Source organism: Paraglaciecola sp. MB-3u-78, assembly GCF_002835935.1.
Classification (GTDB): Bacteria; Pseudomonadota; Gammaproteobacteria; order Enterobacterales; family Alteromonadaceae; genus Paraglaciecola.
Window position 1 is genome coordinate 235,874 of record NZ_PJCF01000006.1, and the last position, 15,493, is coordinate 251,366.

The 15,493-nt window shown below is 38.6% G+C and carries 12 protein-coding genes; 3 read left to right on the forward strand and 9 right to left on the reverse strand.

What is annotated here, in order from left to right; translation table 11 throughout:
- Positions 1-472: 472 nt before the first annotated feature.
- From CXF95_RS15280 to CXF95_RS15310, 9 genes are all read right to left on the reverse strand, one after another.
- On the reverse strand, positions 473-1,819 hold the full coding sequence (locus CXF95_RS15280; RefSeq protein WP_101199509.1) for a Fic family protein: 1,347 nt from the start codon (positions 1,817-1,819) through the stop codon (positions 473-475).
- Between the two features lie 818 nt (positions 1,820-2,637).
- The gene (locus CXF95_RS15285) at positions 2,638-3,015 is read right to left on the reverse strand and encodes a hypothetical protein (RefSeq protein ID WP_101199510.1); all 378 of its coding nucleotides are present in this window, start codon (positions 3,013-3,015) and stop codon (positions 2,638-2,640) included.
- A gap of 181 nt (positions 3,016-3,196) precedes the next feature.
- Positions 3,197-3,352, reverse strand: coding sequence for a hypothetical protein (locus CXF95_RS30005; RefSeq protein WP_198556603.1), 156 nt, complete (start codon positions 3,350-3,352; stop codon positions 3,197-3,199).
- 470 nt (positions 3,353-3,822) lie between these two features.
- A complete protein-coding gene (locus CXF95_RS30010) occupies positions 3,823-3,975 on the reverse strand; it encodes a hypothetical protein (protein WP_198556604.1) in 153 nt (50 codons plus the stop codon).
- 10 nt (positions 3,976-3,985) lie between these two features.
- The gene (locus CXF95_RS15290) at positions 3,986-4,267 is read right to left on the reverse strand and encodes a hypothetical protein (protein ID WP_101199511.1); all 282 of its coding nucleotides are present in this window, start codon (positions 4,265-4,267) and stop codon (positions 3,986-3,988) included.
- Between the two features lie 217 nt (positions 4,268-4,484).
- Positions 4,485-5,501 (reverse strand): tRNA dihydrouridine(20/20a) synthase DusA, encoded by a 1,017-nt coding sequence (gene dusA, locus CXF95_RS15295; RefSeq protein WP_101199512.1) that lies wholly within the window; start codon positions 5,499-5,501, stop codon positions 4,485-4,487.
- Between the two features lie 302 nt (positions 5,502-5,803).
- Positions 5,804-6,892, reverse strand: coding sequence for a hypothetical protein (locus CXF95_RS15300; RefSeq protein WP_101199513.1), 1,089 nt, complete (start codon positions 6,890-6,892; stop codon positions 5,804-5,806).
- Between the two features lie 130 nt (positions 6,893-7,022).
- On the reverse strand, positions 7,023-9,209 hold the full coding sequence (gene recQ, locus CXF95_RS15305) for a DNA helicase RecQ (RefSeq protein ID WP_101199514.1): 2,187 nt from the start codon (positions 9,207-9,209) through the stop codon (positions 7,023-7,025).
- A 124-nt stretch (positions 9,210-9,333) separates the two neighbouring features.
- Positions 9,334-12,228 (reverse strand): pitrilysin family protein, encoded by a 2,895-nt coding sequence (locus CXF95_RS15310; RefSeq protein ID WP_101199515.1) that lies wholly within the window; start codon positions 12,226-12,228, stop codon positions 9,334-9,336.
- Positions 12,229-12,419: 191 nt separating this feature from the next.
- Between CXF95_RS15310 and CXF95_RS15315 the strand changes: the two genes are divergently transcribed.
- The 3 genes from CXF95_RS15315 to CXF95_RS15325 are packed head-to-tail and all read left to right on the forward strand — an operon-like array spanning position 12,420 to position 15,477.
- The gene (locus CXF95_RS15315; RefSeq protein WP_101199516.1) at positions 12,420-13,337 is read left to right on the forward strand and encodes an acyltransferase; all 918 of its coding nucleotides are present in this window, start codon (positions 12,420-12,422) and stop codon (positions 13,335-13,337) included.
- Positions 13,330-14,226 (forward strand): acyltransferase, encoded by an 897-nt coding sequence (locus CXF95_RS15320; RefSeq protein ID WP_101199517.1) that lies wholly within the window; start codon positions 13,330-13,332, stop codon positions 14,224-14,226. The genes CXF95_RS15315 and CXF95_RS15320 overlap by 8 nt, the downstream gene beginning before the upstream one ends.
- The gene (locus CXF95_RS15325) at positions 14,227-15,477 is read left to right on the forward strand and encodes a mechanosensitive ion channel family protein (RefSeq protein WP_101199518.1); all 1,251 of its coding nucleotides are present in this window, start codon (positions 14,227-14,229) and stop codon (positions 15,475-15,477) included.
- Positions 15,478-15,493 lie beyond the last annotated feature (16 nt).

Below are 15,493 nucleotides of genomic sequence, written 5' to 3' on the forward strand. Positions count from 1 at the left end.
GCTGGGCTATTCCAGCACTACCAGAACTATTACAAGTGTTGTGCCAACTTAATAAATACACGTAACAAATTGATTTTAATTAGAAATTTTATAAATAATGGAAATAGTAATTTTAAAACGCTTGGGTCTCACCAAACAATTTAGTCAAATAGACTAAGTTGTTAGTGAAAATCACAACTGATATTTAATAGGCAGTGAGACCACAACTTCCGACAAAGAAAAAGAAGACTAACCATAGTGGACACGGAGAGCACGAAGAGCACAGAGTACACAGAGAAAAAAAATTACGGCTTCGATGAAAAAAAATATCGATCACTTCTGGTCAATAGGCCAAGTTAAACCTGATGGGCGGGAATGAGCGAATTGCCGCCGTTAGGCATATTCAATTTTTGATTGAGCTTTCGCCTTAAAGCGGACATATCGCTTCGAATATGCGGCGCGCGCTTTTTACGCGTCGGCTATAATTTGTTTGTTATACATTCCCACTATTTAATTTAGAAAGTAAATCCGAAGGAGCTATGTAAATTATGGTTTTACCGTCTTTCGTTGTAAGAAATAATTTCAGTTCAGCTAATTTTGCTAAATATGCTCTAGCTGTATTTGCAGAAATAGTATAAGAATTAGAAATTTCTTTAGCACTAAATATCCTCCCTGGCTCTTTAACTGCTTTCTTTATTAAATCTTTTTGAATGAAATTTAGCTTATTACCCCAAGAAGTTTTCTCTAATATCTCAGCAATTTTCTTAAATTCATTTGTCTTATTTCCTAAGTATGTTTTCAATTCCTCGAAGGCATGAAGAATAATATCTAACTGAAAATAAATAAAGTAAGTTAAATCATTAGAGTCTTTCTCTGTGTACATATAAGACATTCCATACTCTTTTGGCTTTTCCTTTAATAACTTACTAATAGAAACAAATTTGAATAGAGTGTATTCACTATTAAGCATGAACCAATAAAATAATGCTCTTGCTACTCGACCATTTCCGTCTCTAAATGGGTGTTCATAGCCCATCATAAAGTGAAGTATAATTGCTTTAATAATTGGATGTACAAAGTCACATCCATTCAAGCCAGAATGATCTTCATTAGCAAAATCACATAGTTTCTGAAGCCTTTCGTCAATTAAATTAAAATGAGGGGGCTGATGGGCAATATTTCCGTCCCCATCTTCGATATATATATCATTACCTTCTCTAAACTGGCCAGGGATCACATTGTTCTCTGTAGTCCCTTTTGTCGCTATCCGATGAAATTCTAGAATAAGATCTAAAGTTAATTTTTCTTTTTTATTTTGTTCTGCAAACCTCAAAAGAAAATAATTATTTAATATCATTCTCTCGTCTTCATCTACGGGTTCTCTTTCATCTTCCAACATTTTTTTAGCTACTTCACGAGTCGTAGAGGCACCTTCAAGTTGGGCACTTGTAATAGCTTCTTCCATAATTAAAGATGAAACTAAAAATTTACTTTGTAAATTATCACTAGCCGCGGTATTAGATACTGCACCGACATTGCCCCCAGCTATTTTTACTAGTTGATACAATAAAGCTTCCATTGAATGGGGAGTACAGTATACAAAAGGGGTATCATCTTCACCTACAATTGTAAGTGCCTTGTACTGTGACGTTCTTTTGAACTTTACAGTCTTCCAAATGCTTTCAGCATCTTTTTTAGGTACTCTCCACTTAAGTTGACTCCAATGGAGATATTTACCTTCATCATCAGTAGCATCATATTTATGAAGGAAAGATAATATGGATTCAAAATCTTCAGGAATACTTAATTTTGGAGCTTGTTCCACTCTAGGTTTAGCCATGATCTCTACTTTCTAAATATGCGTTTTATATGGTTTTAGTATGTCATACTTTCAATGTAACGCAAATTTTAGATTTTGAGTTTTAGTTTGAGTTTTAGTTTGAGTTTGATAGGAGACTAAAGGAATGTATAACTATTATTATCGAGCATGTCGTATATGTAACTTCTCGATTTGATTTTTAGTTTCGTCACTTTCAGTACTTACTTTTGATTTTATTAAGTGTTTTTTGCTATCAAAACCACAAAGAGTTGCAAAAGCAAAAGGAGACCTGACTTTAACGAGACTTTTCATCTTACTGTTAAAAACTATGTAAAAAATATTTTTCACTGTTAAATTAATAACTTAGCGTTTTTAAGAAAAAACAAAGTGAGACCAGTCAAAATTACATAATAGGAAGCGAAATAGGCATTATTTAGTAAATCTCATTATACCTGATTTTGTATACAGTCAATTTAAGTAGAATTATTTAGCGAGCCAGTTAATTCATAGTCCGCTTTTTTGCAAATTTTGTGATTACAAAACCAATGGCGAACGGCTGCTAATGGCACAGGCTGTATAAAAACTCCAATTTATGGATTTTCGTCTTTAACTTTGACTTAAAAACCCTTCTCTACAATGAATATTGATGGTGATTTGCGGTTAATCCTTTGTTTCATTGACACAGCAACGCATTGTCAACGGCGGAAAATTAGTTTTTACACAGTCTGGGCACAAACTTCTCAGTCAAGCCCCAGTTAGTGATCTTACAATGTGATTCGTTTTGGCGAACGGCAAAAAAGAGCGAAAGCGGGAGAGCAAAGCTGCATACTAATGACATTTTAGTCGGCGCTAGCCAATATTATCGTTAAATCCGCTGCATTGACGAGTGCAAATTTGCGCTTGAAAAGTTCACCGCTTTCATCGAAGAACAAGAGTTCGGCACTTTCTGCCTTGTAATTTTGCATAAATTTATCTGTTGCTGGATAGCCTGTGCGTGATACTAAATAGTTCACGGTATCACCAAGCTCCGCCTTAGCATTATTAATTTCAATCGTCTGTTGATTACTCACTACTCGATTGAGATCGTAAATAAAAACCACCGACTTTTTGCCATTGCCAATTTGATTCAAATCGTTATCGATTGGCGCAGGTAATGACCAGATAAATACAGCAACGAAAACTGCAATGAATCCAATTATCAGGAGAGTCTTTTTCATAGCGTTTAACTTCTCATTATACTCTACTTAGCATTATACCAAGCTCGAGCTATATCTTAGGAAAATAGAAATCACTTCTGCTGCAAGCAATTATGGTAGTGTCGTGCTTTTGGTGTTTGTCGATCGTATAGAAAAGCGAAATAGCCGTTTATAAGTAGTCACTACTTACTTCGACCTCTTCTTAACCAATGCGCTCCTCAACAATTTGCGCTAGTTCAATATCTTCGAGTTTATGACGCAAGTCCGCATAGGCGTCTGCTGGAATACCATAAAACTCTGACTTATTTCTATTCAATACAGCTACAAGAAAACCATCAGCCTGCTTAACAACTGCCATTGGGTTTTTCTTAAACTCTGAAATACTTATTGTATTGTCAGCAAGTATTGGCCTAAGGCTCGCCTCTCTAGGCCTCTAAAAAACCTGATAATATATCTAATCAATAGGGTAAACAAATGAAATGAGCTTGTAAAAATTCTGAATCACCATTAGGTGTAATTTCGCCGAGAAAATTTATGAATCTTTCGCAATGTCTCCTTTTTGCCACATTTTTGACAATCAGATTCAGTCTATAACACAATAAAAACCTATTTTTTACCTGCTTTTCCTCTGTGCTCTCCGTCTCTGTGGTGAAAATTCTTTTGCTTTAAATCTATCGACTAGTTTCTGTATTTTATATACACATGCAAAACGGGCATACAAGATAACAAGGTACAAAATTTGGGTAATTATATTTTGGAGGGAAAGGATAAGTCTAATGGCGTGTAAAAGTGGTCAAAGTAATAAAAACAAAACGGTCAATACTGCTGTTAGAGACCGTTCCGATAAGTGATGATGTTGTTATATTTGGTCAGTGCTGAACTCTTACGCAGACATTCAACAAAGCTAAATATTATCGCCCCTGCCACATAGGCAACTACTGGGGTCAACAACATGATAAATAAAGAGATTTGATTAAACATAGTTAACCCCTTATTCAGCTTCGGTTTTGCTAGCCTCAACATTTTCAGTTTTAAGGTCCGTGATAGAAACTTTAGCTACATAATTCTTTTCTTCATCAAAGCTAACGTTGTTGGCAACAGTCAATACAGCCGAACGTAAGTTGTTTTTGATTTCTTGTTGTGCAACTTCCATCGCTTGATTAACCATACTGCTTACATAGTTTTCTAAGGAAACGTTTTCGGCTTGTGCTGTAGAAGCGAAAGCCAGAGTAGAAGTAAGTGCGATGGCAGCGATTTTAGATTTAGTGAACATGATATTTTCCTTTTGTTTAGTTAGTGATAACTGTTTTAAATGGTGTGAACAGTTATTGTTTAAGTCGCAGTATCCATTGCGATAGTTGTGCCAATCATGAAATTATTTATATCCATTTGATTTATATAACTTTTATTTTTTAACTAGGGAATAGGGATGTGAACACATATTGTTCACCCCCCTAAGATTTGGTTAAATTACCACTACTTTGGTAAATTTAACCAATCATCGCGGATTGGAATTGTTTAACCTTCGACTGTGCTTCTAGTAACACATCTAATGCATCTGTTAATAATTCAACACCCACGTTGGCTTTAGTCCCGTTTTGACTCAAATATCTGCGCCAAATACGCCCACCAGGCTGGCCTTGAAACAACCCCAACATATGCCTAGCGATACTCCATGGCCGAACACCGAGCGAAATTTGCTGCTCTACGTAGGGCAACATCGCCTTTACCACTTCAGCTCGCGTTATACTGACAGAGTTGTCTTGATAAAAACGTTTGTCGACTTCAGCTAAAATGTAAGGATTACTATAAATCTCACGGCCAATCATCACTCCATCTAAATGCTGCAGGTGAAGCTGCACGTCATCTAAGGTTTTCACACCACCGTTTAAACTAATATGTAAATTGGGAAACTGTTGTTTTAATTGATAAACACGGTCGTACATCAATGGTGGTACATCACGGTTTTGTTTTGGACTTAACCCTTTTAACCAAGCTTTACGGGCATGCACAATAAAGGTATCGCAACCTGAAGCAGCCACCACATCAATAAAGCGAGTTAAGTCTTGGTATTCATCCATATCATCAATGCCAATGCGGGACTTTACCGTGACGGGAATATCAACCTCTGTCTGCATACTGTTAATACATTTAGCGACGGTTTCAGGCTCAGCCATTAAACAAGCGCCAAATCGTCCATTTTGCACGCGATCAGAGGGGCAGCCAACATTGATATTGACTTCATCATAACCGTACTTTTGCGCTTGCGCAGCGCAGCGCGCCATATCACTAGGATTAGAACCACCCAGTTGTAATGCGACTGGGTGCTCTTCTTGGTTATACCCAAGATAATCACCTTTGCCAAAAATGATCGCGCCAGTGGTCACCATTTCGGTATACAAAAGCGCATGTTGTGAAATTTGTCTGAGGAAATATCGGCAGTGTTTATCTGTCCAATCCAGCATTGGCGCGACAGAAATAGTGCGGTTTATTGGTTGATTGATCATTATTTTGCCAATGTGGAAATTTAGGGCGCGTATTTTAGCTGATTTCACTAGCTAGCACTAGAGAAGCTTATTTAGCAAGTTTGAATTAACCATATTCAATGTAGAAGAGCACTACCTGTACTGACAGATATCTTGAGAGTCAATTTCATTGCGCCCCTATTATGTAATTTGGTCTGGTCTCACTTTATTTTTCTCAAAAACGCTAAGTAATTTATTTTATTATGGAATATGACTTTTCTCACAATATTTAATAGACTATTAAACAAAAATCAAAGTATCAGAGCTTATCGAGACCTTCTTGTTTAATTAATCTGTTCCTTGCAATACTTAAAGTTTCTAGTCTCAGCCAGTTTTACAACATCATTTACTATTATAATGCTTGCCTTTAACTCGCCTGATTTTTCTAAATTACTTATCCAGCTCAACAATAAATCATCATTAAACTCCATGACTCTAATTGCCTGATGAAACTTGTAGTCATTGTTCATTTTCAGATAGGTTTCGTATTGTTCTGGAATACGTATCTGGCTGGTTTCAAATGGACCCATATCAACCATCATCCTCATTAAACCCATGCCAATAAAAAAAAATGAATGGTTCGTCCCTCTGGATACCAAGTCTTGACCAAAGCGGAAACATATTGAAGACATATAAACATCACCAACATTTTCTTCACAAAACTTAATAATCCCATCATAACTAGGGGTATTTATAGCTTCCAATTTAAGAGCTTCTATTAAGCTAGCGTGTAAACTGCCAGAATTCTCTCCACTTAATTCAAAAACGACTCTACTAATACTTTCTCCAAAACTGTTGCCATAATAATTTGACTCTAAAGCTCGATTTAATGCCTTTAGAGTATTTTCGTCATCATTATTTCCAGCATAAAAGTTAGCCATATATGACCATATTTCACCGTCAGAGCTACTATATATAGCAATTTCATTAAACAACTTCTGACTACATTCTGTTAATGTTGGCTTCTGAGTACAGACTCTTACTATCTCTGTTCTAATCAGCTCATCCTCAGGAAAAGATTGCGCATACTTAATTAATGCATTGACTTTATTATGGCCATCTTCTAAGGGAGTAGAAAAAGCATCAAGAAACTTGTTTTGTAGAGTCCCACGTAAAAGCTCTGTATCTTGGATTTCCTTAGAAGATTTAATATTTTCATCTTCTCTATCACCCACACACTTTTTAACATAATCTTCTAAAACATTTATGTTTGCTTCTAAAGCAGACTCTATTGAGATAATTTTTTGGCTATTATCGATGAAGATAATCTTTTCTTTTACTTCTCTTACATTATCTACACTGCCGCTATTTAGTGTGAAAATGGCTAACAGAAATAGGATTGTGAGAACGATTAAACTAAAAAACTTAATCAAAAATAGTTCCTTTTTTATAAAAGAATAATAAAAATGGTCAGATCCAAATTAACAGCCCCCACGACTTTCGCGACCCAACAAGCCAACCTAGTTAATCTTCTGAAGCATATTTCGACTTCTGAATTTGAGATTATTTAGCTAACTGACTAACGAAATATATCCTAAGTAAATGTAATTGATCATAACTCACTTGTTCATTGAGGCTGTCGTAAACAGGTTTTAGGCGTTCGTGGGTATGTTCTGCAAATGCGGCTAAAGCTGCGTCAATATGGATTTGACTCAAACCTGATTGCTCCAGCAACTGTGAAGGTTTAGCAAACTCATGCCCATCTTGCGCATAGCGATACAGATGATTAATGATAGTGCCGTCTTTTACCTTAAATTGTTCGGCTAAAGACGCTATAGATTGCCCCGACTGATAAGCGCTAACAATTTCAGCGCTGCGGCTACTGGAGTTGGTATTGCTGCTTTTGCTCACCGTTGTTTTACTAGCCGTTTGGGTATTGGTCACTTCTTCAATACTATTTTGTTGGCAATGGTCGCTGATAAGGGCTAGATAATGCTCACCATACTTATCTAATTTTGCTTGCCCTACACCATGAATACGTAACAAGCTTTCTTGGGAGTGGGGGAAATAATGAGCCATTTCGTTGAGAGTGCGATCAGAGAAGATGGCGTATGGAGGCAGGTTTGCTGCATCAGCCAAACGTTTACGGTCAGCTTTTAATATCGCAACCAATTGCTGGTCACCTGGGTTAACCAGTGTTTTAGATGCATGGCTACTTGCAGCAACAGGTTGTTGCAACAAGGCAAAGAATGGCACTTTACCTTTTAATACATCACCGGCTTTTTGGGTAAGCTTTAATCCGCCAAATTGTTCTTCTTGGCTCAGCAACCCTTTTTGAATCAGTTGTCGCGCCAGCGCCATCCACTGCTTTTTATTATACTCATTGCCAATGTTGTAAGTTGAAAGCAAGTTATGTTGGTTTTGTAATACTTTTTCGGCGCTAGAGCCACGCAATACATCAATAATATGGCTAGAGCCAAATCGTTGACCGGTACGATGTACACAAGACAAAAACTTTTGGGCTGGCACGGTTAAGTCAGATTTTTCTTTGCTTTCACCGGTGCAGTTGTCACAGTTAGCGCAATTTTCTTTAGCAGACTTTTCGCCAAAATATTCTAGTAGTGGCGTACGTCTGCAGTCTTCTGCCTCGGCTAAAGCTAACATTTGATTGAGGTGCATATTAGCCAGACGTTTTTCTTGCTCGTTACTCATCTGATCGATAAAGAAACGAATTTTACCTGTGTCACCGTAACCAAATAATAGTAAACAATCAGCGTCTAGGCCGTCACGACCAGCACGACCAATTTGTTGGTAATAACCTTCAATATTTTTGGGCAGATCGTAATGCAATACAAAACGAACGTCTGGTTTATTAATGCCCATACCAAACGCGATGGTCGCCACAATAATGTTGACATCATCACGGATAAAACGTTCTTGATAATCACTACGTTTAATACTGCTCAGCCCTGCATGATAAGGCAACGCCGAAAATCCATCCTGCTGCAGCTTGGCGGTAAGTTCATCGACGCCTTTGCGTGATTGGCAGTAAACGATCCCCGACTGATCCGGATGTTGTTCAACAAAATGTTTACACTGCTGGTAGGGACTATCTTTGGGTACGACGCCAATGTACAAGTTAGGGCGATCAAAACTTGAAATGAACTCGCTACTGTCAACTATGTTCAGCTGGCGTTTAATGTCCTCTCGCACTCTGGGTGTAGCAGTCGCCGTTAAGGCGATACATACGGCTTTGGGGAAACATTCAATAAGACGATTAAGCTGACGGTACTCGGGGCGAAAGTCGTGGCCCCATTCAGAAATACAGTGTGCTTCATCAATGGCAATACAGGCCACATCACAATTTGAGAGCATGTCTAAAATATTAGTTTGCAACGCGGTTTCTGGTGCCAAAAACAGCAGTTTAATCTGTTGTTGTTTGATGGCATCTAAGTTGTCTTGGTAATCATTGTCTGAAAGTGAACTATTTAACACACAAGCGGGAATGGCGAGTTCATTTAACTGTCTGACTTGGTCTTGCATCAAGGATATTAGCGGTGAAATAACAATGGTTAAACCATCAAATACTGTGCCTGGGATCTGGTAACACAAGGATTTACCGCCACCCGTTGGCATAATAGCCAAGGTATTTTGCTTATGTAACACGTTACTGATAATGGCTTCTTGGGACTCGCGAAACTGATCGAAGCCGAAGACGTTTTTTAGAATTGTGTTTGCTTGATTAATCACTGTAGTTCTTCCTTGCTGCTCTTTAATATCTATGGTGTCAGGATCGCATGTAGGACTGAACGTTAACGAAAATAGCCACCATGAATCAAAAATGGTGGCTTTAAAGTTAATTCATGAAGCAAGATTAAAGTGGTTTACCCTCTTCATCAAGCTCAATAATATTTTCAAACATGGGCTGTAAACTTTCCATGATGGCGGCTTTGTCACCCACTACAACAGTAATCATCTCATTCAGCTTAAGATGTTTGGCGGCCAATCCACTGAGCTCTTCTAAGCTCACATTTGCCAATATTTCATTTTGTTTATCCACAAAACCTGAATCTAGATTATAGGTCATGATTTCTGATAAAAAGCTCAATTTTTGCCGTGGTGTTTCATAATTGCGTGCATCACGCTGGCCAATTGCACTTTTCACAAATTCCAGCTCTTTTAATGTCAAACCTTGCTCCCCAAAGGCAGAAATTTCATTTCTAAACTGCACAATAGAATCAGCGGTAGTGTCTGCACGCACACCGGCTTGGGCTCGGTAAAAGCCATGAAGATCATCTCCATAAAAGAAAGAGCGTGCACCGTAGGTGTAACCTTTATCCTCTCTCAGATTAAGATTGATCCTACTGTTAAAAGCCCCACCCAAATTGTAATTCATTAGATCAGCGCGGTAATACTCCCCAACTGAGTCATAGTTAAGTGCGCGCTTACCAATACGTATTTCAGACTGCGCGGCTTCGGGCTTATTAATAAAATATAAGGTGCCGGCTTGCAACTCTGGGAATGCTTTGATTGCTGGCATCGGGCTGGTTTTACCTTGCCAAATATCTAAGGTTTTAAGGGCTTGAATAATCTCATTCTCAGCCAAACTACTCACCACTATAAGGTCGGCATTCGAAGGGCCATAAAAAGTACTATAAAATTCAGTGACATCCTTTAAAGAAAGCTTTTCTAAGGTAGCAATAGATCCTTTGTTACTATAAGCAAAGCTATTGTCACTTCCAAAAATCAACTTGTTAAATACTTCAGTGGCTGTGGTAGCGGCATCTTTTTTGGCGGTTTTAAGGCCTTCAATTTGTTGCTTTTGCAAACGTATAAAGTCGGCATTGTCAAACTTGGGCTGAGTAAGTTGCTCGATTGCCACAGCAAGTGTCTCATCCAAATTTTTAGTCAGGGTGCGAATATTGATAGAGGTAAACTTATTGTCGGCCGAAAAATCGACAGTTGAACCCAACTTTTGTAATTGATTAGATAAATCTTCAGCTGTAGATTTTTTGGTGGCTTCCCCCAGCATTGCAGCTGTTAGTGAGGCTAGTCCAAGCTTATCGACTGATTCTCTTGTCTGCCCTGCTGGGACACGCAAGCGGATGGTGGTGGTAGGCACTTCATCGTTCACTGTTCCTAAAATTTTAATGCCTGTTTTAGTTGTGAGTTGATAGATGTCCGGCACGCTGACACTGGGGTTATTCCCAGAGGTAGGAACCACAGAGCGGTCGAAGTCTGACGTGCCTGGGCGCAGCGCAAGTGAATCATCTTCAAGACTAGTAGGAATAGTTCTATCGTAACGCTGCCAAGTGTCCGGCTGGGCGATTTTATCACCTTGCCCATTCGGCACTATGCTCATGATCACCCCATGCTTATTTTTAATATATTTTTTATATACACGCATCACATCGTCTTGGCTGACGTTTTCATAACGTGCCACGTCATCACTAATGGCATCAGGATTATTTCGAAAGGTTTGATACATGGCCAATTGACCCACTTTACCCGCAACACTTTCTAAGCCATAAATTAAGCCCGATACAATACCGGCTTTAACACGTTGAATATCATCTAAGTTGGCTCCGCCTCGACTTTCAAACTCTGCTAAGGATGCTCGGGTAATGGTTTCCAATTCCGCTAAAGTGGTACCGGGGGTAGGTAGCGCAAAGATGCTAAATTGACAACTGAGTTCTGCACATCCATGACCTGCACTGGCCTGCACTGCTTTGCCATTTTTGACCATATTTTTATACAACAAGGATGTTTTCCCCGTTCCCAATATTGACATTAATACGTCAAGTGGTGCTTCATCTGGATGATTAAGATGAACGGTAGGGTATGACATGTAAATCAAAGGCAAAGACACATTATCTTGCATAGAAATATAGCGATCTTTGTCTAAGGTCACAGGAATAAATTCAGGGTTGGCTACTTCAGGTCCACGAGGGATACCGCCAAAATATTGTTTAACCCAAGCGAGAGTTTGCTGCTCATCCATATCACCACCTATGGTTAAGGTGGCATTATTAGGGCCATACCAACGTAGGAAGAATTTTTTTAAATCGTTCAGGTTAGCCCGATTTAAGTCTTCTATGTAACCTATGGTTGACCAAGAATAGGGATGACCTTCTGGAAAAAGTGCTTCATTCACTCTTTCTCTCAACAAGCCATAAGGACGGTTGTCGTAATTTTGTCCACGTTCATTTTTAACGGTTTCTCGTTGATTTTCGAATTTTTGTTTTGTCACCGCATTTAGGAAAAATCCCATGCGATCTGCTTCCAACCACAACATACGTTCTAATTGATTGGATGGAACCGTTTCATAATAATTAGTTCGGTCTTGATTGGTCGATCCATTTAGGGTGCCACCAGATTCGGTGATCAGACCAAAATGTTGCTCGTCAGCAACGTTTTCAGACCCTTGAAACATCATATGTTCGAAAAAATGAGCAAAGCCTGACTTACCAGCCTCTTCGCGGCCCGAACCAACATGATAAGTAATATCAATATGCACAAGGGGATCAGAGTTATCAGGGTGTAAAATAACAGTGAGTCCATTATCGAGCTGATACTGGGTAAAAGGAATGACAATCTCATCAACTTTTTTGGCTACAGAGGTGATTTTTTTAAGCCCCTCTGGAATAACCTTCGATTTGGTTTGCTCGCTATCGGTTTGGGTCATGGCTTGTTTGGGATCTATTACGTCACAAGCTGCAAGGCTTAAGATAGCCGTCATTCCTGCAACCATTAAAATTTGTTTTTTCATAAGATGATGGACCATTGATAGAGACAAAAAAGAAAAGGTGGCTGGCGATATTACACATTTAATATTCAGAAATCTCGGTCAGACAAGTAAAATTCTATGTCAACACAGCCTCAGAAAATTACAACTACATATCAAACACGATTTTAGTTTAAACTTATCTTAGTTTTATTGTAGCGGTGATGTTTTTCAGTATGTTTTTGACAATTTTTTCTCCCTTATTTGGGGCTATATCCTCATTAGGTTATTTGATTAACACCATATTTTGGTTGATACCGATTTTAATTTTTTCATTTCTGAAGTTAATACCCATCAAAATATGGCAAACGTTTATGTCTTACTTGCTAGATGGGTGCGCCACGTTTTGGATATCTGTAAACAGTGTTAATCAGAATCTATTTAGTCACACAAAGTTTGCAGCTTCGGGTCTAGAAGGCTTAAGCCAAAAGGATTGGTACTTGGTGATATCTAACCATCAATCTTGGGTTGATATCTTAGTGTTACAGCGTATTTTCAATCGTAAAATTCCTTTTCTTAAATTTTTTCTAAAAAAAGAATTAATTTGGGTGCCCTTTCTTGGTCTAGCATGGTGGGCGTTAGACTTTCCCTTTATGCATAGATACAGTAAAGCGTTATTAGCCAAACATCCTCACTTAAAAGGCAAAGATTTAGAAAACACCCGTAAGGCTTGCAAAAAATTTACATTTAAGCCAGTGAGTATCATGAATTTTGTAGAAGGTACGCGGCTAACAGAGCAAAAACGGACGCGCCAAGGGGCAAAGTTTCAACACTTACTTAAACCCAAAGCTGGCGGCATGGCTTTTGTGTTAGGAGCCATGGGAGAGCAGCTACATAAATTACTTGATGTGACAATTCATTATCCAGAGGGGACGCCTACTTACTGGGAGTTTGTCTGCGGAAAAGTCAAAAATGTACAAGTCCAGATTAAAGTATTATCTATTCAAGAATTACTGAATAGCGATGCCTATGGGCCTGACTACTTTGACGACCATATACAAAGGGTCAAATTTCAACGATGGCTAACAGAATTGTGGGAGCAAAAAGACCAAGATTTGCAGTCGCTTTTAGTCGAGAAATCACGAGATGTTTAGTGTGTTTCCAAGTTTTATTGTGTTCCCTGTGCATTTGACTTTACAAATGATAAGTCTAGCTTTTTGGGCACTATGCATCACTTTTCTTGGATTGATAAAATTTATTCTGCCTTTTTCTTTTATCACTAAGCCCCTTAATATCATACTAAATCTGATGATGTGTGCATTTGGATTTTGTAGTGTGGCCTTAATCAAATGTATGAACAATGTAGAGTTAGATTATGTAGTGGAAGGTGATCTGAGCAAGCAAGAATGGTATCTGATTGTAGCCAATCACCTTAGCTGGTTAGATATTATTTTATTAACTGATTTTGCTGCTGGAAAAATTCCTGCACCAAAATTTTTTCTTAAAAAAGAATTGATTTGGCTACCTTTTGTTGGTCTTGGGGCTTGGGCATTAGATATGCCTTTTATGCAACGCTACAGCAAAGCCTTCTTGCAAAAAAATCCCCACCTAGAAGGTAAAGACATAACCACCACTAAAAAATCTTGTGAGAAATTTCGTCAGTTGCCAACTACAGTCATCAACTTTGTCGAAGGTAATCGATTTACCCCAGAAAAACAAAAAATTAAAAAAAGTCCGTTTGAAAACCTTTTACCTCCTAAAGCAGGAGGCATTGCGTTTACCCTCGCCACTATGGGCGAGTTGTTTACGAGCGTGCTGGATATTACTGTCATTTATCCTGATACCCAAGGTAGCCCCATGATGGCAATGTTAGGCGGTCGTCTAAAAAAGGTCATTCTACGAGTTAATGTGCATCCAGTGACTGATGAAATAATGGGTGACTATTTTAATGATGAAAACTTTAAACATGGTTTTCAGAATTGGTTAAATTCGGTTTGGCAAAACAAAGATAAACTTATTACACATTTAAAAGGGACAAACTAAATGCAAGAAGGTCATTACCTTTCAGATAATCTTTTATCGCTGTTTGAACATTTGGGTATTCAGGCCACCCCCCAAAGTTGGATATTTCAAGGGGTTGCCTTGCTCGGTATTTTACTGCTCGCTTGGCTAGCGAATTGGCTAACCAGAAGCATACTCAATAGCCGCTTACGAAAACTAGTCAGTAAGAGCAAAAATAAATTTGACGACGAATTGCATCAACATGGTTTTTTCAAACGCATCGGGCATATTATCCCGGCCCTTGTTATCTATTTACTCAGCCAATTACTCATTGAAAACCCAACACTGTTAGCGTTTTTGCAAAAAACTGCGGTTATTTATGTGCTGATCTCGGCAGTGATGGCGCTCAGTGCCTTACTGAACACCATAGAGGATAGTTATAATGCCTCGAATTTAGCTAAAAAGGCGCCGATTGCAGGATTCATCCAAGTCGCTAAATTATTTGTAGTAATTATCGCAGGTTTATTGATCATCTCTAACTTGATGGACAAGTCACCATTATTATTACTCTCTGGTTTAGGCGCAGTGACTGCCATACTTTTATTGTTATTCCGAGATACTATTTTAGGTTTTGTTGCTGGTATCCAAATAGCAGCAAATCGTATGGTCAATACCGGTGACTGGATTGAAATGCCAAAATATGGCGCAGATGGAGATGTATTACAGGTCGGCTTAACAACTGTCAAAGTGCAAAATTGGGATAAAACAATCTCTACTATTCCCACTTACGCATTGATTTCTGAGCCAGTAAAAAATTGGCGCGGTATGACCGAAAGTGGTGGACGTCGCATTAAGCGTTCACTGAATATCGATATCCAAAGCATCCGTTTTTGTGACCAGGAAATGCTGGATGAATTTACTAAAATTCGTTACATAAAGAGCTATATCCAAGCCAAACTCGAAAAGCTGCAACGTTTTCATAGTGAACAACACATCGACACTGCAGATTTAGTCAATAGTCGTAGGCTCACCAACATTGGCACATTACGCGCCTACATGCAGGCATACCTAGAAAATCACCCCGATATTAACAAAAACATGACGTTAATGGTGCGCCAGAGACCACCTACAGAACTTGGCCTGCCATTAGAAATTTATTGTTTTTGTGCAGATAAAAACTGGGTAAATTATGAAGGGATCCAAAGCGATATTTTTGATCACTTACTGGCGATATTGCCAGCTTTCAAGCTAAGAGCCTATCAACGTGTTAGCGATAGACCCCAAGCAATCTGATGTGTGAGTCCCCCCA